General features: G+C 64.8%; 19 protein-coding genes. 14 read left to right on the forward strand and 5 right to left on the reverse strand.

The annotated features are described in order from the left end of the window. Positions 1–24 precede the first annotated feature (24 nt). The 3 genes from LB572_RS26425 to LB572_RS26435 all read right to left on the reverse strand — a co-directional run bounded on the left by LB572_RS26425 (position 25) and on the right by LB572_RS26435 (position 3,120). Positions 25–843 carry an ABC transporter permease gene (locus LB572_RS26425; RefSeq protein WP_224669804.1) on the reverse strand — a complete coding sequence of 273 codons (819 nt, stop codon included), beginning with the start codon at positions 841–843 and terminating at the stop codon, positions 25–27. Further along, positions 840–1,730 carry an ABC transporter permease gene (locus LB572_RS26430; RefSeq protein WP_224669805.1) on the reverse strand — a complete coding sequence of 297 codons (891 nt, stop codon included), beginning with the start codon at positions 1,728–1,730 and terminating at the stop codon, positions 840–842. The genes LB572_RS26425 and LB572_RS26430 overlap by 4 nt, the downstream gene beginning before the upstream one ends. Positions 1,731–1,836: 106 nt before the next feature. Then, a complete protein-coding gene (locus LB572_RS26435) occupies positions 1,837–3,120 on the reverse strand; it encodes an NAD(P)/FAD-dependent oxidoreductase (protein ID WP_224669806.1) in 1,284 nt (427 codons plus the stop codon). Between the two features lie 199 nt (positions 3,121–3,319). On the opposite strand from LB572_RS26435, the gene LB572_RS26440 reads away from it, so the two are divergent. The 7 genes from LB572_RS26440 to LB572_RS26470 all read left to right on the forward strand — a co-directional run bounded on the left by LB572_RS26440 (position 3,320) and on the right by LB572_RS26470 (position 11,278). Next, entirely contained in the window at positions 3,320–4,477 is a 1,158-nt protein-coding gene (locus LB572_RS26440) for a fumarylacetoacetate hydrolase family protein (RefSeq protein ID WP_224669807.1), read from the forward strand. Positions 4,478–4,582: 105 nt separating this feature from the next. Then, positions 4,583–6,121: a sugar ABC transporter ATP-binding protein gene (locus LB572_RS26445; protein ID WP_224669808.1), complete on the forward strand. Its 1,539-nt coding sequence runs from the start codon at positions 4,583–4,585 to the stop codon at positions 6,119–6,121. Continuing rightward, on the forward strand, positions 6,118–7,152 hold the full coding sequence (locus LB572_RS26450; protein WP_224669809.1) for an ABC transporter permease: 1,035 nt from the start codon (positions 6,118–6,120) through the stop codon (positions 7,150–7,152). The genes LB572_RS26445 and LB572_RS26450 overlap by 4 nt, the downstream gene beginning before the upstream one ends. 218 nt (positions 7,153–7,370) lie before the next feature. Continuing rightward, positions 7,371–8,303, forward strand: a complete 933-nt coding sequence (locus LB572_RS26455; RefSeq protein WP_140801749.1) for a substrate-binding domain-containing protein — start codon at positions 7,371–7,373, stop codon at positions 8,301–8,303. 93 nt (positions 8,304–8,396) lie between these two features. After that, positions 8,397–9,383 (forward strand): ABC transporter permease, encoded by a 987-nt coding sequence (locus LB572_RS26460; RefSeq protein WP_140801750.1) that lies wholly within the window; start codon positions 8,397–8,399, stop codon positions 9,381–9,383. A gap of 4 nt (positions 9,384–9,387) precedes the next feature. Next, positions 9,388–10,182, forward strand: a complete 795-nt coding sequence (locus tag LB572_RS26465; protein WP_224669810.1) for an ATP-binding cassette domain-containing protein — start codon at positions 9,388–9,390, stop codon at positions 10,180–10,182. Between the two features lie 73 nt (positions 10,183–10,255). Further along, the gene (locus tag LB572_RS26470; protein WP_140801752.1) at positions 10,256–11,278 is read left to right on the forward strand and encodes a LacI family DNA-binding transcriptional regulator; all 1,023 of its coding nucleotides are present in this window, start codon (positions 10,256–10,258) and stop codon (positions 11,276–11,278) included. A 413-nt stretch (positions 11,279–11,691) separates the two neighbouring features. Here the strand turns inward: LB572_RS26470 and LB572_RS26475 are convergent, their stop codons facing one another. Further along, on the reverse strand, positions 11,692–12,273 hold the full coding sequence (locus LB572_RS26475; protein WP_140801753.1) for a TetR/AcrR family transcriptional regulator: 582 nt from the start codon (positions 12,271–12,273) through the stop codon (positions 11,692–11,694). Positions 12,274–12,524: 251 nt separating this feature from the next. Between LB572_RS26475 and LB572_RS26480 the strand changes: the two genes are divergently transcribed. Genes LB572_RS26480 through LB572_RS26490 form a run of 3 tightly spaced genes read left to right on the forward strand, consistent with a single transcriptional unit; the run spans position 12,525 to position 17,115 of the window. After that, positions 12,525–12,761, forward strand: coding sequence for a hypothetical protein (locus tag LB572_RS26480; protein WP_224669811.1), 237 nt, complete (start codon positions 12,525–12,527; stop codon positions 12,759–12,761). Beyond that, positions 12,755–15,952, forward strand: a complete 3,198-nt coding sequence (locus tag LB572_RS26485; protein ID WP_140801755.1) for an efflux RND transporter permease subunit — start codon at positions 12,755–12,757, stop codon at positions 15,950–15,952. The genes LB572_RS26480 and LB572_RS26485 overlap by 7 nt, the downstream gene beginning before the upstream one ends. A 14-nt stretch (positions 15,953–15,966) precedes the next feature. Beyond that, entirely contained in the window at positions 15,967–17,115 is a 1,149-nt protein-coding gene (locus tag LB572_RS26490; protein ID WP_224669812.1) for an efflux RND transporter periplasmic adaptor subunit, read from the forward strand. A gap of 62 nt (positions 17,116–17,177) precedes the next feature. On the opposite strand, the gene LB572_RS26495 is transcribed toward LB572_RS26490, so the two are convergent. Next, complete coding sequence (locus tag LB572_RS26495; protein WP_140801757.1) at positions 17,178–18,083, reverse strand: LysR substrate-binding domain-containing protein; 906 nt, start codon at positions 18,081–18,083, stop codon at positions 17,178–17,180. A 100-nt stretch (positions 18,084–18,183) separates the two neighbouring features. Between LB572_RS26495 and LB572_RS26500 the strand changes: the two genes are divergently transcribed. The 4 genes from LB572_RS26500 to LB572_RS26515 all read left to right on the forward strand — a co-directional run bounded on the left by LB572_RS26500 (position 18,184) and on the right by LB572_RS26515 (position 22,210). Next, a complete protein-coding gene (locus LB572_RS26500) occupies positions 18,184–18,975 on the forward strand; it encodes a 2OG-Fe(II) oxygenase (RefSeq protein ID WP_224669813.1) in 792 nt (263 codons plus the stop codon). Positions 18,976–19,206: 231 nt separating this feature from the next. Then, positions 19,207–19,896: a GntR family transcriptional regulator gene (locus tag LB572_RS26505; protein ID WP_224669814.1), complete on the forward strand. Its 690-nt coding sequence runs from the start codon at positions 19,207–19,209 to the stop codon at positions 19,894–19,896. Between the two features lie 24 nt (positions 19,897–19,920). Beyond that, positions 19,921–21,024 (forward strand): mandelate racemase/muconate lactonizing enzyme family protein, encoded by a 1,104-nt coding sequence (locus tag LB572_RS26510; RefSeq protein WP_224669815.1) that lies wholly within the window; start codon positions 19,921–19,923, stop codon positions 21,022–21,024. Position 21,025: 1 nt separating this feature from the next. Further along, positions 21,026–22,210: a mandelate racemase/muconate lactonizing enzyme family protein gene (locus LB572_RS26515; RefSeq protein WP_224669816.1), complete on the forward strand. Its 1,185-nt coding sequence runs from the start codon at positions 21,026–21,028 to the stop codon at positions 22,208–22,210. The last annotated feature ends 192 nt before the right edge of the window (positions 22,211–22,402 follow it).

Here is a 22,402-nt window from a genome sequence, read left to right on the forward strand (position 1 = left end):
CGTTCTCCTCTTCTTTGTTGTGGTTCAGGCTGGACTGCGGCGCGCGGCGCCGAGGCCGCGATGACGAAGGATTTCGGCGGTGCCGGCGATGATGAAGGACACGGTGAGGATCACGGTTCCCAGCGCCATCACGGTCGGCAACGAACGCGGGAAGCGCAATTGGCTCCAGATGTAGAGCGGCAGCGTCGACTCGGTGCCGGCGAGGAAGAAGACGACGATGAACTCGTCGAAGGAGATCAGGAAAGAGAGCATGAAGGCCGACAGCACGGCGGGCGCGCTCAGCGGCAGCATGACGCGCCGGAACGTCGTCCAGTCGGAAGCGCCGAGATCGAGCGCCGCCTCGCGGATCGTCTTCGGAATGGCGGCGAAGCGGCTGCGCATCACCACCACCGTCGTCGGCAGCGCGACGAGGATATGGCCGAGCACGATCGAAATGCGCGACGGGCCGAGGCCGATGAGGTTGACCAGGATCAGAAGCGAAATGCCGACGATGACGCCGGGGATCAGGATCGGCAGGCGGGCGATGGCGCTGATGGTGGCGGCGAGCGGCGAACGGCCGTAAAGGTCCATATAGGAGACGGTGATGCCGCAGAGCGTCGCGCCGGAGGCCGCGATGATGCCGATGACCAAGCTGTTGGCCAAGGCGCCGGAGAGCGCCGGATTGCCGTAGAGCGTGCGGTACCAGTCAAGCGTGAAACCCTGCAGCGGGAATGCCGCCTGGATGGAGTTGTTGAGGGAAAACAGCGGGATCAAAAGCACCGGCAGATAGAGGAAGACGAGATAGCCAAGCACATAGAGGCCGAGCCAGCCGCCGCCTGAATTGGTGTCGGTGCGCGCGCTCATGTACGGCTGCCGAACCGGCGGTCGGCGCCCCGCGCGACGAGCACCACGCACAGGATGACCAGCATGACGCAGACCGACAAGGCCGCGCCGAACGGCCAGTCATTGGCCTTGCCGAATTGCGATTGGATCAACGTTCCGATCATGGTGCTGGCCGGACCGCCGACCATGGCCGGCGTGACATAGTCGCCGACCGTCGGCACGAAGACGACGAGGGCGGCCGCCAGCACGCCCGGCATGGAGTTCGGCAGCACGACGCGGCGGAAGCTGGTGAAAGGCCGCGCGCCGAGGTCGGAGGCGGCTTCGAGCAGCGATTTCGGGATCGTGTCCAGCGCCACATAGATCGGCAGGATGGCGAAAGGCGCGTAAGCGTGGGCGAGCGTGACGACCACCGCCGCCGGCGTGTTGAGGAAGGCAAGCGTCGGCTCGGACCAGAGGCCGGTCTCGATGAAGGCCGAATTCAGCACCCCATTATAGGCAAGCACGATCTTCCAGGCGAAGACGCGCAAGAGATAGCTGGTCCAGAAAGGCAGCGTGACCAGGAAAAGAAGCAGGTTGCGGCGGCGGCCGGCATGGAAGGCGAGGTAATAGGCGACCGGATAGGCGGTGGCGACGGTAGCGAGCGTCACCAGGCCGGCGATGACGAGCGAGCGCAGCGTCACCGTCCAATAGAGTGGGTCGGTGGCGACGGTGACGAAATTCTCCGCCGTCAGGCCGATGCCGAGCAGCGAGCCGTCATTGCCCCTGAAGGCGAGGAAGACCACGAGGCCGAGCGCGAACAGGATCAGGAAGAAGGTGACCAGCCCGCCCGGCAGCAGCATGGCGAAGCGGAACGCCGGCGAGATGCGGGTTTCCGGCGATGGCCGAGCTGCAACGATGGTCGACGACATTGAACTGTCCATCGGATTTTTGAAATCGACTAATGCTTTTTCATATTCATGAAACTGTCAAGCTGAATCGCAAGCTGAATCGCTTGTGCGCCGCACGCGATCGGCGTCAGCGTTCGAACGCGTCGAGCATGCGATACCAGGTGATTGCGGCAGCGACGCCGACCTGCCGGAAAGCGTGGAACGGGATCGGCCGGATCGGCGACAAGGGAAATGGCAATTGCCTGGCGTCACCGCTCGCAAGGTAGTTTGCCATGCGCCTGCCCAGCGCGCTCATCAGGCCGACGCCCCTGCCCTGGCAGCCGACGACGGCGAGCAAGCCTTTCTCCGGCTCATGCAGATGCGGCAAGTGATCCGGCGTCAGCGCCACGCGGCCGAACCAGCGCTTTTCGACGGCGACGCCGGCGAGCGCCGGATAGAGGCGGATGAGCGCGCGTTCGCAATGCGCCCAATCCGCCGCGCGTGAAGGCAGCGCCATGCGGCCGCGGCCGCCCAGCACCATCCTACCGTCGGGACTCCGGCGGTAATAGATCAGGATGCGGCGGGAATCCGAAACCGCCTGGCCGCCCGGCAGGATGGTTGCGGCAAGGTCGGCTGGCAACGGCGCGGTGGCAATCTGGAAGGAATGCAGCGGCACGATCGTCTGCGCGAGGCCGGGCAGCAGCCCATCCGTATAGGCGTTGGTGGCAAGCACGACCGCCTTGGCGCGCAATTCGGTGCCGCTTTGGGTCGAAACCCGCCAGACGCCGGCTTCCTTGGAGAGCTTCACCACTCGCTGCTGCTCGGCGATGCTGGCGCCGGCGGCCGAGGCGACGCGGGCGAGTTCGAGTGTATAGGACAGCGGATCGATGACGCCGGCACGGCGGTCGAGCCAGCCGCCGAGATAGCCCCTGGCGCCGGTCATCGCCGCGATCCCGGCCCTGTCGAGCAGTTCGACGTCGGCGCCGCGCGAGCGCCATTGGCGATCGCGGTTGGCCGCCGCCTTCAAGGCGGTCTCGGTGTGCGCCGCCTGGATCCAGCCATTGCGCGTGAACGGCACGGCCAGCTTCTCGTTGCGGATCAAATCGAACACCGCGTCGGCCGTCGCGGCGGTGAATTCCACCAGGGCTTCGCCGCGCTCCTTGCCGAAATGCCTGAGCAGCCATTCAGGGTCGTATTTGAGGCCGGGAATGACCTGGCCGCCATTGAGGCCCGAAGCTCCCTGCCCGATCGCGCCGGCATCCAGCACTTGCACCGAAAGGCCGGCGCGTGCCGCATGCAGCGCCGTCGAAAGGCCCATGATGCCGCCGCCGACGATGACCGCGTCCAGCGTGCCGCCGCTCGACAATCCGGACTGAAATGCCGGGACTGCCTTGGGCTTTCGCCAGATCGGATCGGAAAAGGCTACGGGCAAGAGGTCACCTCGGCGCTAGAGCTTCGTGAAAATCCTATTGTCGATTTCACAAATTTGAAAGGTCGCTTCGATGGGCCAGTCCGGCCATGGCTGTGTGACAGCATACCGATGGCCATAAATGTTGCGGCGGGCGGGATAGACGTTTCCACGAAATCGGGGAAAAGTGCCGCGCGCGAAAAAACCGAGAGGAAGCATCACCATGACCGATCCGACCCGCCTGCCCGCCGACGGAATGTTCGTTGGCCGCGCCAGGACAAGCGAAAGTTCCCATCCGCTGGTGGTCACGGTACGCGAGAGCCAGGTCATCGATATCACCTCGAACGCGGCGCCCACGGTGCGCGACCTTTGCGAACTGAAGGATCCGGCCGGTTATGTGCGCTCGGCCAAGGGCAAGGCGATCGGCTCGCTCGCCGACATCGCGGCGAACAGTTTCGAAGACAAACGCGATGCGAAGAAGCCAATCCTGCTTTCGCCCGTCGACCTGCAGGCGGTGAAGGCTTCCGGCGTCACCTTCGTCGTCAGCCTGCTCGAGCGCGTCATCGAGGAGCAGGCACGCGGCTCGGCCGAAAAGGCGGACGCCATCCGCGCCGACATCGCAGGGCTGATCGGCCATGACCTGTCGAAGCTGAAGCCCGGTTCGCCCGAAGCCATGGAGATCAAGGCCAAGCTGATCCAGCGCGGCGCCTGGTCGCAATATCTGGAGGTGGGCATCGGCCCGGATGCCGAGATCTTCACCAAATGCCAGCCGATGGCCTCCGTCGGCTTCGGCGCCGATGTCGGCCTGCATCCCGTCTCCACCTGGAACAATCCGGAGCCGGAGATCGCCATGATCGCCGACGGTTCCGGCCGCATCGTCGGCGCCACGCTCGGCAACGACGTCAATCTGCGCGACGTCGAGGGACGCTCGGCGCTGCTGCTCGGCAAGGCCAAGGACAACAATGCTTCCGCCTCGCTCGGGCCGTTCATCCGCCTGTTCGACGAGACGTTTTCCATCGCCGATGTGAAGCGCGCGACGGTGCGGCTCAGCGTCGAAGGCGAGGATAGCTTCTCGCTGGAGGGCGCAAGCTCGATGGCGGAAATCAGCCGTTCGCCGGAAGAGCTGGCCAAGGCGGCGATGGGACCCCACCATCAGTATCCCGACGGGCTGGCGCTCTATCTCGGCACCATGTTCGTGCCCTCGAAGGATCGCGGCGAAAAGGGCAAGGGCTTTACTCACAAGGTCGGCGACATCGTCACCATCTCGTCGGAAAAGCTCGGCGCGCTCACCAACCGCGTGCGCCTGTCGCCGGATTGCCCGCACTGGACCTACGGCGCCAGCCACCTGATGCGCGACCTGTCCAGGGCGGGCCTTCTCTGACGACGTCGGCGAGGCCGGCTGCCATCAGCGTAATTTTTTATGAAATACAGGTGACTACGGGCGCGATCCGCTCCAAGATCGCATCGCGGTCGGGGGGCCGCCTGAATGTCAGATTCGCCAGTGATCTCGGTGCGCAACCTCGCCAAGCGCCTTGGCGGCTTTGTCGCGCTCGAAGACATGAGCCTTGCCGCGGAGCGGGGCACGATCCATGCCGTCGTCGGCGAAAGCGGCGCCGGCAAGTCGGTTCTGGCTAGGATATTGGCCGGCATTGAGCGCGCGGATGGCGGCGCGATCGAAATCGACGGCCATAAGGTCGCCATCGACAGCCCGAACACGGCGCGCAAGCACGGCTTAGCGGTGGTGCTGCAGCAATCCGCTCTGTTTCCTGACCGGCCGGTGCTCGCCAATCTGTTCGTCAATCGCGAGCCGTTGCAGAGCGGCCTGGTCTCGCGCCGCGAGATGAGGGCGCGCAGTTTTGCGCTGCTGCGCCAGCTCGGTCTCGCGGTCGATGTCGGCGCGCCGCTCGGCGAACTCGATCCCGGCGAAAGGCAACTCGTCGGCATCGCCGCCGCACTGCTCGAACATCCGAGGCTGCTTGTGCTGGACGAGCCGTGCGAGGCGCTCGACCGAAACCAGCGCGACAGGCTGTTCGCGGTGCTGCGCGAGCTGAAAGCGCGTGGCATGACCATTCTCCATCTCACCAACCGGCTTGAGGAAGCGCTCGCGCTCGCCGACCAGGTCACAGTCATGCGCAACGGCCGCGACGTGCTCTCCAAGCCGCGCTCCGACCTGACGGCGACCGAGGAAGCGATGATCGGCCAGTTGGGCCTGACGCTCTTCCCGCTGCCCTTGCGATCGCTGTCGAACCTCGCCGGCACGCTGCGGCCGCAACTTACCGTTTCCGGCCTGAGCGGCGGCCGGCTCGCGGGCGTCGAGTTCAGCGCCCGCGGGGGCGAAATCACCGGCCTCGCCGGCCTTCCCGGCTCCGGTGCGTCGGACGTCCTTGCCATGCTGTTCGGCCACCGCAGGGCGCGCAAGGGCAAGGTGCGTTTCCCCGACGGCGATAGCCTGCCGAGGACCCGCACCGAGGCCGCGCGGCGCGGCATCTGCCTGACCTCCAGCCACGCCGGCGTGATGGCCGACAGGTCCATCGCCTTCAACCTCTCCAGCGTGGTGGTCGGCGCGCGCGACTGGGGCCGTCGCTGGTATTCGCCGAAGGCAGCGGCCGAGCGCGCGGCACGGCAGGTCGAGGCGCTGCGCATTCGAAGCGGAAGCGACGAGCTCGCCGGGTCCCTGTCCACGGGCGGCCGGCAGAAGGTGGCTATCGGCAGATGGCTGGAGATCGGTCCGCAGGTCGTGCTGCTGGATGAGCCGGCGCGCGGCATCGACACCGGCAGCAAGCAGGAGATCTACGGGCTGATCCGGCAAATGGCCGCCAGCGGCTGCATCATGCTGCTGCATTCAACCGAAATGTCCGAGTTGGCCGGACTTTGCGACCGCGTCCTCGCCTTTCGCGACGGCCGGATCGCCGGTGAAGTCGCCGGCGCCGAGATGGACGCCGCGGCTCTTCGCAAGCTGATCACCGGCGACACGGCGGCACCTGCACCCGAGCCGGCAACGACCAGCCAAAGGAACGCCGCATGACCACTGCCGACACCAGCCCGCGCCTGGCCGGATCGGCGACGCCGAAGACGAAGCCGAGCTTCCGGTTGCCGGCCGAGGCCGGCGTGGTCGTCGCGCTGGTTGTGCTGGTCGGGCTGCTTGGCTGGCTGCAGCGGTCGTTCCTCGAACCCGCCAATCTGTTTGCGTTGATCGAGCAGGCCGCCCTTCCCGGCATCGCCGCCATCGGCATGGTGTTCGTGCTTTCGCTGCGCGAGATCGACCTGTCGGTCGGCGCCGTGTTCCACCTTGCGGCGGTCGTCGCGGCAGTCCTGATCGCAGCCGGAATAGATCCCTGGCTTTCGGCGCTCGCCGGCGTCGCGCTCGGCACCTGCATCGGCCTCGTCAACGGCCTGCTTGCGCAGGCATTGCGGGTGCCGGTTATCGCGGTGACGCTCGGCACCTGGTGGATAGCCTACGGCCTGTCGTCGGTCGTTGGCAAAGGACAAGCGATCACCCCGCCGGCAGACGACGGCGGTTTCTTCTCGACGCTTTCCGGCAAGGCTTTCGGCGTGGTGCCGGCAAGCGTCGTCATCTTCGTCCTGCTGGCGCTCACGCTGCACATCGTCCTGCACCGCACGCGCTTCGGCTACCGCGTGCAGGCGACCGGCAGCAATCCGGAAGCGGCCGCCGATGCCGGCATCGCAACGACCACCGTACGGCTGATGGCGCTGGCGCTGATGGGCGCGGTCGCGGGGCTCGCCGGCGTCATTCATCTTGGCGCGCAAGGCGCGATCGCGCCCGCCGACGGCAATGACTTCGCCCTGTTCGCCATAACGGCGGCGCTGATCGGCGGCACGCGATTGTCGGGCGGCCACGGCAGCGTCGTCGGGGCGGCGATCGGCGCGCTGGTGATCCAGGTCGTTTTGAGCGGCATGGCGTTGCTTGGCATCGCCAGCGCATGGACCAGTTTCGCGGTCGGCGTGCTGCTGGTCGCAGCACTTGCGGTCGACCGGCTGGGCAGGATCTGGCGCAGCCATCGCGCTGATCGCAGGCAGGCGGCCAAGCGCGGCTGAGGCCCGGCGCCCTCACAGAAAAATCGCCGCAGCTGATGCAATCTGATGGGATTGCTGATGGCGTGCGCGCCTGTGCCAACATCCACTGGCGATGGAGGCTTGCCACCGCCCGAAAAAGAGAATGCTCTAGACGTTCCGGTCGGCGCTGGCAGGAGATGCGGTCCCAGGCCCGCATTGCGCTGATCCAGGAGGAGAGTTTCAACATGGGAGAAAATCGAATGCTTTCGCGGCTAAGACTGCTCGCGCTTGGCTTGATCATGGCCATCGCCATTCCGGCGATGGCTCAGGCCAAGACGTTCTATTGGATTTCGCATGGCGGCCCGGCCGATCCGGTCTGGACCTACTTCCTGGCCGGGGCCAAGCAATGGGCCAAGGACACGGGCAACACCGTCAACACCTCGTTCCACAATGGCGACGTCGCGTCCCAGCAGGAGGCCGTGCGCGCCGCGATCGCGGCCAAGGCCGACGGCATCGCCACAACGAGCCCCGATCCGGGCAGCCTCGTCGAGATCGTCAAGGAGGCCCGCGCGGCCAACATCCCGATCATCAACTTCAACACGCCCGATCCGAAAGCGAACTTCAATGCCTATGTCGGCGGCGACAACGTCACCTTCGGCAAGCACTGGGCACAGTATCTGGTCGACAAGGGCCTGGTGAAGAAGGGCGACTTCGTCTGGATGCCGGTCGAGATCCCCGGCGCCACCTATGGCGTGCAGGAAGAGGAAGGCATCAAGAGCGTGTTCGAGCCGGCCGGCATCACCTATGAGGTGACCGAGGCGACGCTCGACCAAGCCGAAGCGATCAACCGCATGGTCGACTACCTCACCGCGCACAAGGGCAAGGTGAAGGCGATCATCGGCCTGGGCGACCTCGTCACCGGCTCGATCAAGCGCGTGTTCGACCAGGCCGGCGTGAAGCCGGGCGAAATCCCGGTCGTCGGCTGGGGCAACTCGCTCGACACCACGCAGGAAGTACTGAACGGCTACGTCAACGCCGGACAGTGGCAGGATCCGCAAGCGACCAGCTATATCGCGCTGTCGATGGCCAACATGGCTGCCAGCGGCATCCCTCCGGGCTTCAACGTCATCACCGGCGCGCTCTATGAGAAGGACACCGCCGGCGTCTACGACAAGATCCTGTCCGGCAAATAACCCTCAAGCGAACGGTCGCGACGCCCTGTCGCGGCCGTTTTTCTTCTCCCCGCGCCGTCCCAATCGGACGGCCGCGCTTTTGTCGCGGGTTCAATGGAAAACCGTTCCTTCATCCAACGCCTGATCGCGCGAGCGGAATTCGGACCGCTGGTGCTGCTCATCGTCGAGCTCGTCGTCTTCTGGGGCATCAATCCCGACTTCCTGTCGCCGCAGAACATCTCCAACATCCTGGCCTTCACCGTCGAGCTCGGCCTGATCGCGCTGGCGATGACGCTGTTGATGACATCGGGCGAATTCGACCTTTCGGTCGGCTCGCTGTTCGGCTTCTCGCCGGTGCTGATGTGGACGCTCTACAACAGCGGCGTCACCTCGCTGGAAGTGGGCCTGCTGATCGCATTGCTGGTCGCGGCCGTTATCGGACTGGTGAATGGCTGGTTCGTCACGCAGCTCAAGATCCCGTCCTTCCTGGTGACGCTCGGTATGCTGCTGGTCGTGCGCGGCACGGCATTGTTCATCACCGACGGCTTTCCGCAGCGCACCTGGAGCGCCGAAGGCAGCTGGCTTGCGAACATCCTGGTCGGCGACTTCTATGTCGGCCCGTTCCGCGTCTACGCCTCGCTGTTCTGGTTCATCGGTGCCGCGATCGTGCTCGGCTACGTGCTGACGCAGAGCCGGACCGGCAACTGGATCCAGGCCGCCGGCGGCAATCCGAACGCGGCCCGCGCGCGCGGCGTCAACGTCAACCGCGTCAAGGTCGGCCTGTTCATCCTGTCGGCGGTGATGGCCTCGCTTGCCGGCGTCATCTCGTCGCTGCGCACGTCCGCCGCCAACCCCAACAGCGGCACCGGCTACGAGCTCGAGGTCATCGCCATGGTGGTGATCGGCGGCACGGCGCTGACCGGCGGGCGCGGCACCATCATCGGCACGGTGCTCGGCATCCTGATCCTGCGCGTCATGCGCAACGGCATCGTGCTGATCGGCGTGCCAGGCCTTGCCTACAACATCTTCATCGGCGCGATCATCCTCGGCATGATGGCGCTGCATTCATGGCTCGAACGCCGGCATCAGGCAGGGACTTAAGACGATGGCCGAGCCCCTGATTCGCATGGAAAATATCCGCAAGTCCTACGGGCGCGTGCAGGCGCTGGTGGACGCCAATTTCCACGTCAACGAAAAGGAGATCGTCGGCCTGCTCGGCGACAACGGCGCCGGCAAGTCGACGCTGATCAAGGTGCTGTCGGGCGCGGTGCCATTGACCAGCGGCGACATCTTCATCCGCGGCAAGAAAGTGACCTTGCGCTCGACCAGCGACGCGATCGCGCATGGCATCGAGACGATCTACCAGGACTCGGCGCTGGTCACGCAGCTGTCGATCGCGCGCAACCTGTTCCTGGGGCGCGAGCCGATCAAAGCGCCGCGCTTCCTGAACCGCATGGACCAGGAGGCGATGAACGCGGTGGCGCGCGACCTGCTCAGGCAAGTCGGCATCACCAAAAACATCCCGCCGACGACGCCGATCGGCTCGCTGTCGGGTGGCGAGCGGCAGGCCGTGGCGATCGCGCGCGCCATGCATTTCGACAGCGATCTCATCATCCTCGACGAGCCGACCAACAATCTCGGCGTCGCCGAGACGCAAGGCGTGCTTAGCTTCGTGCGCAGCGCCCGCGATTCCGGCCATTCCTGCATCTTCATCGCGCACAACATCCATCACGTCTTCCAGGTGGTCGACCGCATCGTGGTGATGCGCCGGGGCAAGGTGGTGGCCGACGACATCGATCCGAAAAAGACGACCGTCGCGGAGGTCGAGCGCGTCATCACCGGCATGTCGGACAAGGAGATCAAGGACGCGATTTCCGACGGCCCGCAGCAGCATGGCTGATTTGGCCTGGCGTTGATCGACCGGTATTGATTTGGCCTGATAGGGGCTCGCATTCCATCCTATGACTGGACCCATGAAAGCCACCGTAACCGACATCGCCCGGAGCTGCGGCCTGTCGACCGCGACGGTCGACCGGGTGCTGAACAACCGCCCAGGCGCGAGCGCGGCCAACCGGCAGCGCGTGATGGAGGCTGCCAAGCAGCTCGGCTATCTGCCGACGCTCGACCAGGTCGTGCTGCCGTCGAAACCGGCGCATCTCGAATTCTTCCTGCCGATCGGGTCCAACGCCTTCATGGCCGATCTCGCCCATCACATCGAGGACTACGCCGCGCGCCTGCCCCTGGTCGCTTCCTGCCGCATCCATAACCTTGCCGGTATCTCACCTGGCGCGCTGCAGAGTGCTGCGGAGAATCTGTCGCTGAAGGCCAATGGCGTCGGCGTCATCGCCGTCGACCACCCGCGCACGCGCAACATCCTGCGCGAGCTGGTCGATGCCGGGATCAGGCTGGTGACGCTGATCTCGGACGTGCCGGCAGCACCCCGCTCGGCCTATGTCGGCATCGACAACCGAGTGGCGGGTCGCACGGCGGCGTTGCTGATGGGCAGATTCTTGAGCGGCCGCACCGGGCATCTGGCGATGGTGGTCGGCTCACGCTCCTATCGCGGCCACGAGGAGCGCGAGATGGGCTTTCGTTCGGTGCTGAGCGAGGAGTTTCCCAACCTCACCGTCTCAAGTGCCGCCGAGAGTAATGACGACCCGGACGCCAGCTACAGCGCAACCATCAAAGCGCTGCACAACGAACCGGAGCTGCTCGGCATCTATTGCGTCGGCGCCGGACGCTCCGGCGTGGCCAAGGCCCTGCTCGAGGTCAAGCCGCGCAGGAAGCCGGTCTTCATCTGCCACGATCTGACCAAGGAGACGCGGCGCTATCTCGTCGACGATCTCGCCGATGTCGTCATCGACCAGAATGCGCGGCTGATCGCCGAGCAGTCCGTGATCCGCCTGCTGGGCTCGATCGCCTCCTCGGCACCCTATCTGACGAAAAAGTTCATCGAGCCGCGGCTGATCTTCAAGGAAAACGTGCCTGTGCAGTAGCAGGCGCCCGCCGCCAACGGCTGGTTGTGGATTTGTCTGACGATTGATCCGGCAATTCTGCACAGCAGCTATGCACGTTTCGCAATTGCCGAATCGTTAGGCACCCCGTATCTATTTGGGTGTCGGCCGTCTCCTCCTCCCAGATGTGATGCCGACGGTGGATACGGTACACCTCCTCCCGTGCCGTATTCGAAATCGAAGCCCGCTGCCACCTCCTCCCGGCAGCGGGCTTTTTCTTTGCCCGAACAGCGTGACCTGGAGGCGCACCAGCCCCTCACCCGGATTGCCCAACCGAATTGCAAAGCAATTCGGGCAATCCGACCTCTCCCCGAGGGGAGAGGAGACCTCTTCTCCCCTCGGGGAGAAGGTGGCCGCGAAGCGGCCGGATAAGGGGAACTCCGTGAGCAGCGCGATCAGCGCACCCGGAACGAGACGATCAGGCTCTCGGCCATGCGCACGAACTGCGCGCTCGGGCCTTCGGCGCCGACACTCTGCATCGAGACGCGCGCGCCTTCGAGCAGCAGCGATAGCGTGTCGGCGAGAAGCTCGGCCTGGCCGATGCCGGCGTCGCGGCAAAGCGCAACCAGCTTCTCGCGCTGGGCTTCCTTCAGCTCCTTGATGACGCGCCTTGCCGGGTGATCGGTCTCGGTAAGCTCGACGGCGGCATTGGCCATGTCGCAGCCGCGGCTGTCGGCGCTGAGCAGTTCCGAAGCTTTTTGAACCCATGCATGCAGCTGGGCGAGCTTGTCGCCGGGATGCTGGGCCTCGAACTCGTCCCAGATCCTCGATGCCTTCGCCGCCGTGGCGCGCAGGCATTCGATGACCAGTTCGTCCTTCGACTCGAAGTGACGGTAAAGCGTCATCTTGTTGGTGCCGGCAGCCTCGGTGATGGCGTCGACGCCCACACCCTTGATGCCGTGCTTGTGGAACATATCCTGCGCCGTCTCCAGGATTCGATCCCGGGGGCGGGAACGCTCCGCGACGCCGTCAGTCATCATGATCTCCTTTCGTCGTTTCCAAAAAAACCGTCGCCACCTCTTGACTAGGGTGTTACCGGTCTGTAACTTCCAGCATGTTACTTACTGGTAACACCTATATCACTCGCCGTCAAACGACAAGGCCCTCCGATAGCCCTGCCAGAGTGAGATAGGACACAAAACCTGCCTGTCATGCGGCTTCGGCCGGTGAAGAACGAGAAAAAGCGGTCCGTGATCAATCGATGCGGGCCGGGCAAGGAGCCACTCCTATGCAAAAGCGCAAAGACCTGACGATCGACGAAGCCATCCGGGATCCGATGATCCGGCTGGTGATGAAGGCTGACGGGGTCGACCCCAAAGCCTTCGAACGGATGCTGCGCTCGCGCGCGGCTGACCAGGCGCCGGACAACATCGCGCCATCCTTCCTGGAGGATTCCGGCTCCGGCCGGACCCGGCGCCTGCGCCATTTCGCAAAACCGTTCGGCGAGGCGTCCGCATCATGGTGAACTTCTTCATCCACCGTCCGATCTTCGCGTCGGCGATCGCCATCATCATGGTGCTCGCCGGTGCGATCGCCTATTTCCTTTTGCCGGTCTCGCAGTTCCCCGACATCACGCCCCCGCAAGTCGTGGTCAGCGCCCATTATCCCGGCGCCAGCGCGCAGGTCGTGGCCGATACGGTCACCACGCCGCTCGAGCAGCAGATCAACGGCGTGCAAGGCATGACCTACATGTCGTCGACGAGCTCGAATGACGGCTCGTCCACCATCACCATTACCTTCGATGTCGGCTATCCGCTCAGCACGGCGGCGGTCGACGTGCAGAATCGCGTCAGCCAAGCGGCATCCTCCCTGCCCGCCATCGTCAACCAAGGCGGCGTGACGATCAAGAAGCAGAACCCCAATTTCGTGCTGATCGTCGACCTCACATCGCCGGACGGCTCCGTCGATCCGGTGGCGCTGAGCAACCTCGCCTATCTGCAGGTGGTCGATCCGCTGAAGCGCCTGCCCGGCGTCGGCGACGTGCAGATCTTCGGCGAGCGCCGCTATTCGATGCGTGTCTGGCTCGACCCGGACAAGCTGGCCAATCTCGGCATCACCGCTGTCGACGTGCAGAACGCGATTGCGGAGCAGAACGTGCAGGTTGCGGCCGGCAAGATCGGCCAGTCGCCCGCGCCCGCCGGCACCGCCTTTGAAATGCAGGTCAATGCCGTCGGCCGCTTGAGCGATCCCAAGGAATTCGGCGACATCGTCGTGCGCGCCAACTCCGAGAACGGCTCGCTGGTCAGGCTGCGCGACGTCGCCCGCATCGAGCTCGGCGCGCTGCAATATTCTTCCTCCGCCTTCTTCGGCAAGGACCCGACCGTGGTTTTGGCCGTCTACCAGATGCCCGGCTCCAACGCGCTCGACCTGCAGCAGCGGGTCAAGGACAAGATGCAGGAGCTGTCGCAGCGCTTCCCGAAGGGCGTCCACTACGCCATGCACTACGACACGACGCGCTTCGTGTCGGCCTCGATGCATGACGTGCTGATCACGCTCGGCGAAGCGCTGGTGCTGGTCGTGGCGGTGGTGTTCATCTTCCTGCAGAGCTGGCGCACCACCATCATCCCGACCATCGCCATTCCCGTCTCGCTGATCGCGACGCTGGCGATCATGTACATGCTGGGCTTCTCGCTCAACATGCTGTCCCTGCTCGGCATGGTGCTGGCGATCGGCCTCGTCGTCGACGACGCCATCGTGGTGGTCGAAAATGTCGAGCGACAGCTGGAGGCCGGGCTCAAGCCGCTTGCCGCGACGCGCGCGGCGATGGCCGAGGTGACCGGACCGATCATCGCCACCACCGCGGTGCTGATGGCGGTGTTTATCCCCGTCGCCTTCATCCCCGGCGTTTCCGGCCGGCTCTACAACCAGTTCGCGCTTACCGTGGCGATCTCGGTCGGCATTTCGGCCTTCAACTCACTGACGCTGTCGCCTGCGCTGAGCGCCGCCTTCCTGCGCCATCGCGGCGAAACGCAGTTCGTGCTGTTCCGCTGGTTCAACGCCGGCTTCGACTGGCTGTCGCATGCCTATGCCCATGGCGTGCGCATCCTGATCAAGCTGCGCTGGATCATGCTCGGCCTGTTCGCGGCCGGTCTCGTCGCCACCTATTTCGTCTGGCAGAAATTGCCTTCGACCTTCCTTCCCGTGGAGGACCAGGGCTATTTCTTCGTCGTCATCCAGTTGCCGGACGGCGCTTCCCTGGAGCGCACCGACGCGGTGGCGCAGAAGGCGCGCGACATCCTGCAGAACACGCCAGGCGTCGACATCGTCGGCTCGATCAGCGGCCTCAACTTCCTGACCAGCGCCGCGCAGTCGAACTCGGCCGTGGAATTCGCCATCCTGAAGCCGTGGGACGAACGCGGCCCCGACCAGAGCGCCTCGAAACTGGTCGAACAGGTGCGCGGCAAGCTCTTGCAGATGCCGGATGCGTTCGCGCTCTCCTTCGATCCACCCTCGATCCCGGGCATCGGAACCACCGGTGGCTTCGAGTTCCAGGTGGAGGACCTGTCGGGTCGCGGCAGCGCTGCGCTGAACGACGTCACCCAGGCGCTGCTGGCCGAGGCGCGCAAGCAGCCGGAACTCAATCCGCAGCAGCTGTTCTCGTCCTTCTCGACCTCGACGCCGCAGTTCAACTACGACCTCGACCGCAGCAAGGCGAAGCTGCTCGGCCTCAACCTGCCGGACGTCTTCAACACGCTGCAGATCTATCTCGGCTCGCTCTACGTCAACGACTTCAACCTGTTCGGCCGCACCTTCCGTGTGACTATCCAGGCCGACAAGGACGCGCGCGCCGACGCCACCGACATCTCCAGGCTCTATGTGCGCAACGCCTCGGGCGGCATGGTGCCGCTGAGCACGCTGGGCAAGCTGGTGCCGATCGTCGGTCCGGAGACCGTGCCGCATTACAACAACAATGCCTCGGCCCTGATCAATGGCGGCGCTGCCCCAGGCTTCTCGTCCGGGCAGGCGGTGGCGGCCATGGAGCGGGCGGCGGCCAACGTGCTGCCGCGCGACTTCGGCTACGAATGGACCGGCATCACTTATCAGGAGCTCAAGGCTGGATCGATCGCCTCGGTGGTCTTCGGGCTGGCGATCGTCTTTGTCTTCCTGATCCTGGCGGCGCAGTATGAAAGCTGGGCGATGCCCTTCATGGTGCTGCTCGCCGTGCCGCTGGCTCTGTTCGGCGCCTTCGTCGTGCTTTTGCTGCGCGGCATGCAGATCGACGTCTACTCGCAGATCGGCTTCGTCATGCTGATCGGCCTGGCGGCGAAGAACGCGATCCTGATCGTCGAGTTCGCAAGACGGCGGCGCGAGGAAGGCCTGACCATCGTCGAGGCGTCGATGGAAGCGGCAAGGCTCAGGCTGCGGCCGATCCTGATGACGGCCTTTGCCTTCATCCTCGGCGTGCTGCCGCTGATGTTCGCGACAGGCGCGGGTGCTGCCAGCCGGCAATCGATCGGCACCACCGTCTTCGGCGGCATGGTGGCGGCGACCATCCTGTCGCTGGTGTTCGTGCCTGTCTTCTACGCGGTGATCGAGCAGTTGCGCGAACGCCGTGGCGAAAAGGAACCAGCCAGGGGACACCACGACGCCCCCCAGCAGCAAGAAATTGAACCGACCGCCGAGCCGGCGCTTCAGCTCGCCCAGGCGGCCGAATAGGATTGGAGACCAAAATGCGTAAATGGAAAATCGCTTTAGGGACGGCCGTTGCGCTCGGCGCAATCTCGGTGGCCAGCGTGCATTTGCTCGATATGGGCAATCTCAGCGGCGGCTCGGCGGGCGCGGCGCCCGCGCCGGCGGCCTTCGTGATGCCGGTGCCGGTGGTGAATGTCGTCAAGAAGACGCTGCCGATCTATCTCGACTACGCCGCGCGGGTGGAGTCGATCCGCAGCATCACGCTGCAGGCGCGCGTGCCGGGCTATCTGCAGGAGCAGACGGCGGCCGACGGCAGCGACGTCAGGCAGGGCGACATGCTCTACCGCATCGCGCCGGATGATTATCAGGCCGCGCTGGACCAGGCGAAGGCCCAGGTGCAGCGCGATAGCGCGACGCTCGAATATGCCAAGTCCAATCTTGGCCGCGGCACCGATCTTGCCAAGGCCGGCTACCTCGACAAGGACAGCTTCGACCAGCGCACCAGCAATCTGCGCACGGCGCAAGCCGCCCTCGCCGTCGACCAGGCGACGGTGCGGACGGCCGAGCTCAACCTCGGCTATGCCGAGATCAAGGCGCCCTTCCCTGGGCGTATCGGCCGCAACCAGGCCTCGGTCGGCACGCTGGTCAGCGTCGCCGGCACGGTGCTCAACACGCTGGTGCAGCTCGACCCGATCTATGTGACCTTCAATCCGAGCGAGACCGATCTCATCCAGATCGAGCAGGCGAAGGCCAATGGTCCGATCGCCGTCGACGTGCTCCTGCCCGGCGAGACCCAGGCCAGCCAGAAGGGCGAGCTGACCTTCATCGACAACACGATCGACCATTCGACCGGCACGATCACGGCGCGCGCCACGATCGGCAACGCCAAGTTCACGCTGCTGCCGGGGCAATATGTGCGGGTGCGGCTGCATGTGAAGGAACAGCCCAACACGCTGATGGTGCCGCAGGTGGCGCTGGGTTCCAGCCAGCTCGGCAAGTACCTCTACGTCATCGGCAAGGGCAACACCGTCGACCAGAAGCTGGTGTCGCTTGGGCCCACCGACGGCGACCTCATTTCCGTGACCTCCGGCATCTCCGAGACCGACCAGGTGATCACGGGCAATCTGCAGAAGATCGGACCCGGAATGCCGGTTTCTCCCTTGCCGCAACCGAAACCGGCCAGCTGATAACCCCCATCAGTTTCCGGTCCGACGGCGCCCTCGACACCCACGTCGAGGGCGCCGTTTTGCTATGAGCGCTCATTCGTTCCAAGAAGCTCCACCAGCCCGGCGATGTCGGCACGTTCCGATTTCGCCGGCAGCATGAAGGCGCAATAGGGTTGGCCGAGGCGAACGGAGACGGAAGACAGCGCGATGAGCCGGCCTGCTCCGAGATCGGCGCTCGCCATGATCCGTTGCCCCAGCGCAATCCCCAGCCCCAATCGCGCGGCGCCGATCGCCAGGCTGGAGAGGCCGACGCGGCGGCCATGCGAAGGGTCCGGCGCGCGGCTGCCGCCGGCGGCTGCGAACCAGTCCGCCCAGCTCGGATGCGAGGCATAGTTCGGCCCCCAGTTGGTGTGGATGAAGTGGCTTTCATGCACGTCCGCCAGGCCGGCGGCCCCGTTGCCATGTCGCTGCCAGAAGTCGGGCGCGGCGACCGGCAGCACCTCGTCATGAACGAGCCGCACCATCTTGAGCGCCGGATAGTGGTAATCGCCGTAGGAGATGCGCAGGTCGATGTTCTGGCGCACCACGTCGACTGGATCGTCCTCGACGCGGACGTCGATCGCCATATTCGGAAAGCCGTCGAGCAGCACGGCCAGCCGCGGCGCCAGCCAAAGCTCGGCCAGCGAGAACGGCACGCTGACCACGAGGCGCGTGCGCAAACCGCCTTCCAGCATGCGCCGGCCGACCGCCGCGATCTCGCCCAGCGCATGCGCCGTCTGCGGATAGATGGCGTGGCCGGCATCGGTCAGCGCGATGCGATTGCCGTTGCGCATGAAGAGCTGCTTGCCGAACCAGTCTTCCAGGTTGCGGATCTGCTGGCTGACCGCGGCCGACGAGACACCGAGCTCGGTGGCGGCGAGCGTGAAGCTGCCGGCGCGGGCCGCGACCTCGAAGGTCCGCATCGCATTTAAAGGAGGAAGCTTGTCCACGCTTGCCCTCAAAAGATTTTCTTGCCCAACCCTAACAATTTTCCACGTTGCGGCAAAGATTTCCTTGGCGTGTAGTGATCACAGGATTTCGGAGGACGCTATGCTCGAAAACATTCTCGACCTGGACCGCTACCCGCTCGACCGGGAAGGCAGTGCCGAATGGCAGCGGCTGGTGGACGAGTCCAAGGCCGCGCTCGCGGCAAACGGCATGTTCAATCTCGAAGGGTTCCTGCGCCCCGGCATTGCCGAAAAGGCGGTCGCCGAGATTCGGCCGGTGATGGACACGCGCTCGCATGTCCACAAGCGCAGGCACAACATCTACTTCAAGCCGTCGATCCCGGAATTGGCGCCGGATCATCCGGCGTTGCGCAAGGTCGAGACGATCAGCCACACGGTCTGTGCCGACCAGATGCCGGGCAGCACCGTTTTGTCGATCTACGAATACGCGCCGCTGGTGCGGTTCCTGGCGGCGACGATGGACAAGCCGCAACTGCACGTTATGCAGGATCCGCTGGCCCGCGCCAATGTCATGGGCTACCGCGCCGGCGAAGCGCTCAACTGGCATTTCGACCGTTCGGAATTCACCACGACGCTGTTGCTGCAGGCCCCGGAAATCGGCGGCGACTTCGAATACCGCACCGACCTGCGCTCGGACAGCGACCCGAACTATGACGGCGTGGCGAAGCTGCTCGAGGGGCGCGATCCCGAGGCAAAGATCCTGCGCATCAAGGCCGGCACGCTCAACGTCTTCCGCGGCAAGAACACCGCACACCGCGTCACCACCGTCGAAGGCAATCGCGAGCGCATGATCGCGGTGTTCTCCTATTATGAACGTCCCGGCGTCATGTTCACCGACGAGGAGCGGGTCGGCTTCTACGGACGGGCGGCTTGAGACAGTTTGGAAATTCTACTCTGGCGGCCATCTGCCGGCGTTTTCTGCGCTTCCGGTGCTCACGGACCTAAACGTCCGCTGCGCTCCGGTTCTCGAAACCGCCAGCATATGACTCGCCAGAACGAATTTCGAAACAGCCTCTGTACCTGCCAACCTCGATCTAAAAATAGGCTCTTGTTAGATTGTCGACAATCTGCTTGTCTTGCAGAAATTCCTCTTGGGAGTCGACCTATGGCAAAGCTGGATTTCAGTCCGATCGCGGATACAACGCGCAGGGCGGAGATCGTCGCCCTGCTGCGGCGCGCCATCCTGACCGGACAGCTGGAACCGGGGCAGAAGCTCAACGAGCTCAGGATCTCTGAACAGATGCGGGTGAGCCGCGCGCCGCTGCGCGAAGCCATGCGTGAGCTGGTACAGGAAGGCATCCTGACCAGCATCCCCTATGCCGGCACCTTTGTCATCGAGGTCACCGCCAAGGATATCGTCGATGCCTATTCGCTCAACCAGGTGCTGGACGAGTTCGCCATCGAGCGAACCTGGCCGCTGCGCGACCAGCGCTTCTTCGATGAGCTCGACCGCCGCCATGAGGCGGTGAAGCAGGCGACGCGTGCCGTCGATACCACGCGCCAGATCGAGACGGCGCTGCAGTTGCACGGGCTGATCTACGAATGGGCCGACAATTCGGTGCTGCTGGAGACCTGGCAGCGCCTGACCAGCCGGCTGCAGATGTATTTCGCCCTGCACCAGCGGGCGCGCAACGAGCCGGTTCCAGCCGTAGACGTGCACGAAACCTATGTGGCGCTGCTGAAAGGCGCCGACATGCGCGCCGCCCAGCGCCATGCGCGCGAGCATATCGACCTCGACTTCGAAGAGCTTCTCGCCTACGCGCGCGGCCTCGAAAAGCGCGCATCGAAGAACTGACAGACCCGGACAGCGGACAGCACAGTGAAGATCAAGAGCATCAAAGCCTATAATGTCGTGCAGCCCTTCGTGGACGGGCCCTACCGCATGTCGAAGGGGCGCGTCGCCGACTGCTTCGACGCGGTGATCGTCGCCATCACGTCGGACAGCGGCGTGACCGGCTGGGGCGAGATGGCGCCGCTCGGCAATTTCTACTCGGCCGCGTTCCCGGCGGGGACACGCGCGGGCGTGCCGGAAATCGCGCCGCATCTCATCGGCCAGGATCCGCGTGGGTTTGCCGGCATCGGCCGGCTGATGGACACGGTGTTCAAGGGCCACCCTTATATCAAGTCGGCGCTCGACATGGCGTGCTGGGACCTGGCGGCGCGAGCGGCCGACGTGCCGCTGGTGACCATGCTTGGCGGCCGCGAGAGCGACATGGCGGAGACCTACCGGGTCGTCACCCACGGCACGCTCGATCAGATGGCGGCTTTGGCCAAGCGGATCATTGCCGAAGGCTGCCGCCGCTTGCAGGTCAAGGTAGGCGGCAATGTGCACGACGACATCGAGCGCGTGACGACGGTGGCCTCCGCGGTGCCAAAGGGCACGGTGATCTTCTGCGACGCCAATGCCGCCTGGACGCCCTATCAGGCGCGCCAGTTCGCCGATGCCACGCGGTCGATCGACTACACGTTCGAGCAGCCCTGCACGACGCTCGATGAGAACATGTCGGTGCGCCGCATGCTCGACAAGCCGATGGTGCTGGACGAATCCGTCACCTCGCTGGGCGAGATGCTGGAAATCCACCGCCGAGGCGCCGCCGACGGGCTGACGCTGAAGATCTCGCGGCTGGGCGGCGTGACGCAGACACGGCTGATCCGCGACGTCGCCGTCGATCTCGGCTTCATGATCACGGTGGAAGACACCGGCGGCGCCGAGATCGATACCGCCGCGATGGCGCATCTGTCGCTCTCGACGCCGGCGGAGCGCCGGCTGCATGCGATCGCCTTCCACGAATGGGTGACGGTGCGCACGGCCATGAACGCGCCGCCGGTGACCGGCAGCCATATGGGAATTCCCGACGGCCCCGGGCTCGGCATCGACGTGGACCCCAGCCTGCTCGGCGAACCCTTCTTCGAGGTCGGCTGACATGAAAATCAGGCGCGTCAAGGCGACACCGATCAACTACCGGTTGGAGGCCCCCTATGTCTGGGTCTTCGGCGAGCTCGACGGCTTCTCGCCCACCATCGTCGAGGTCGAAACCGAGGACGGGCTCGTCGGCATCGGCGAGGCGCCGACGCCGGGCGCGGCAGCCGTCATCAACGACGTGCTGGCAACCCGACTCACCGGCCGCGACGCCTTCGACATCGCCGGCGCGGAAGAAGTCTGCCTGCCGTTCTGGAGCGGCGTGCAGTCGATCAACGACCGCACCCGCATCATGGCTTTCGGTGCCATCGAGATGGCGCTGTGGGACCTGCGCGGCAAAGCCTGGAAGCAGCCGATCTACCAATTGCTCGGCGGCGCGGTGCGCAAGGAAATCCCCTTCACCGACTATTTCTCGCTGCGCGGCGACGGCGCCAAGGTGAAGGGCGAGAAGACACCGGAAGAAGTCGCCGACTACTGCGTCGAACTCCACGAGCGCCACGGCACGACCTTCTTCGAGGGCAAGTTCTCGACGCAGGACCCGAAAGTGTCGCTGACGATGGTCGAGCTGATCCGCAAAAAGCTCGGTGACGCGGCGATGATCCGCATCGATTCCAACCAGGCCTATTCGCTGGCGACCGCCAGGCGGCTGGCGCGGCCGCTGGAAGAGCTTGGCGTGCGCAACTGGGAGGATCCGGTGGCGACCATCGAGGAGATGCGCGAGTTGCGCCGCCACACCTCGATCCCGTTCTCGACCCACAACATCGACATCGCCCGCGCCATGGAGCTCAAGGTACCCGACGCCTTCGTCGGCAACCCGACGGCGCATGGCGGCATCAACCGCATGCTGCGCTTCGTCGGCGCCTGCGAGCATGCCGGCATCGACTATTGGTGCTACAGCGGCGACACCGGCATCGGCAGCGCCTGCTACCTGCATCTGTGCGCCGCGCTCGGCTGGATCAGGGAGCCCAACCAGTCGCTGTTTCGCATGCAGCCGATGGACATCATCGAGGAAGGTCCGTTCGCGCCGAGGAACAATGTTGTGCCCGTGCCGGAAGGCCATGGCCTCGGGGTGACGCTGTCGCAGGAAAAGCTTGCCGCCTGCCATCGCGATTTCGTCGAGAACGGTCCCTGCAACAAATATCACGACCCGGAAAAACCCGGGACTTTCCGCAGACTGCCGCTGAATTAGGAGGGATGTCGAAAAGCAAGCAGGATTTATCGGGAAAAAGGCGGCCACGGGTCGCCTTGCCGACAGACAATTCATCAAGAAAATCTGACTTTTCCGTCCCAACGAGCGGATGGACCGGTCGGAACCGCATGCTACTGTACATCGACCGATACCGAGTGCCTGGACCGGAGAACTCCACGGAACTCGCAAATT

Origin of the sequence: Mesorhizobium sp. BH1-1-5, from assembly GCF_020165615.1 — a bacterium.
Lineage (GTDB): Bacteria > Pseudomonadota > Alphaproteobacteria > Rhizobiales > Rhizobiaceae > Mesorhizobium.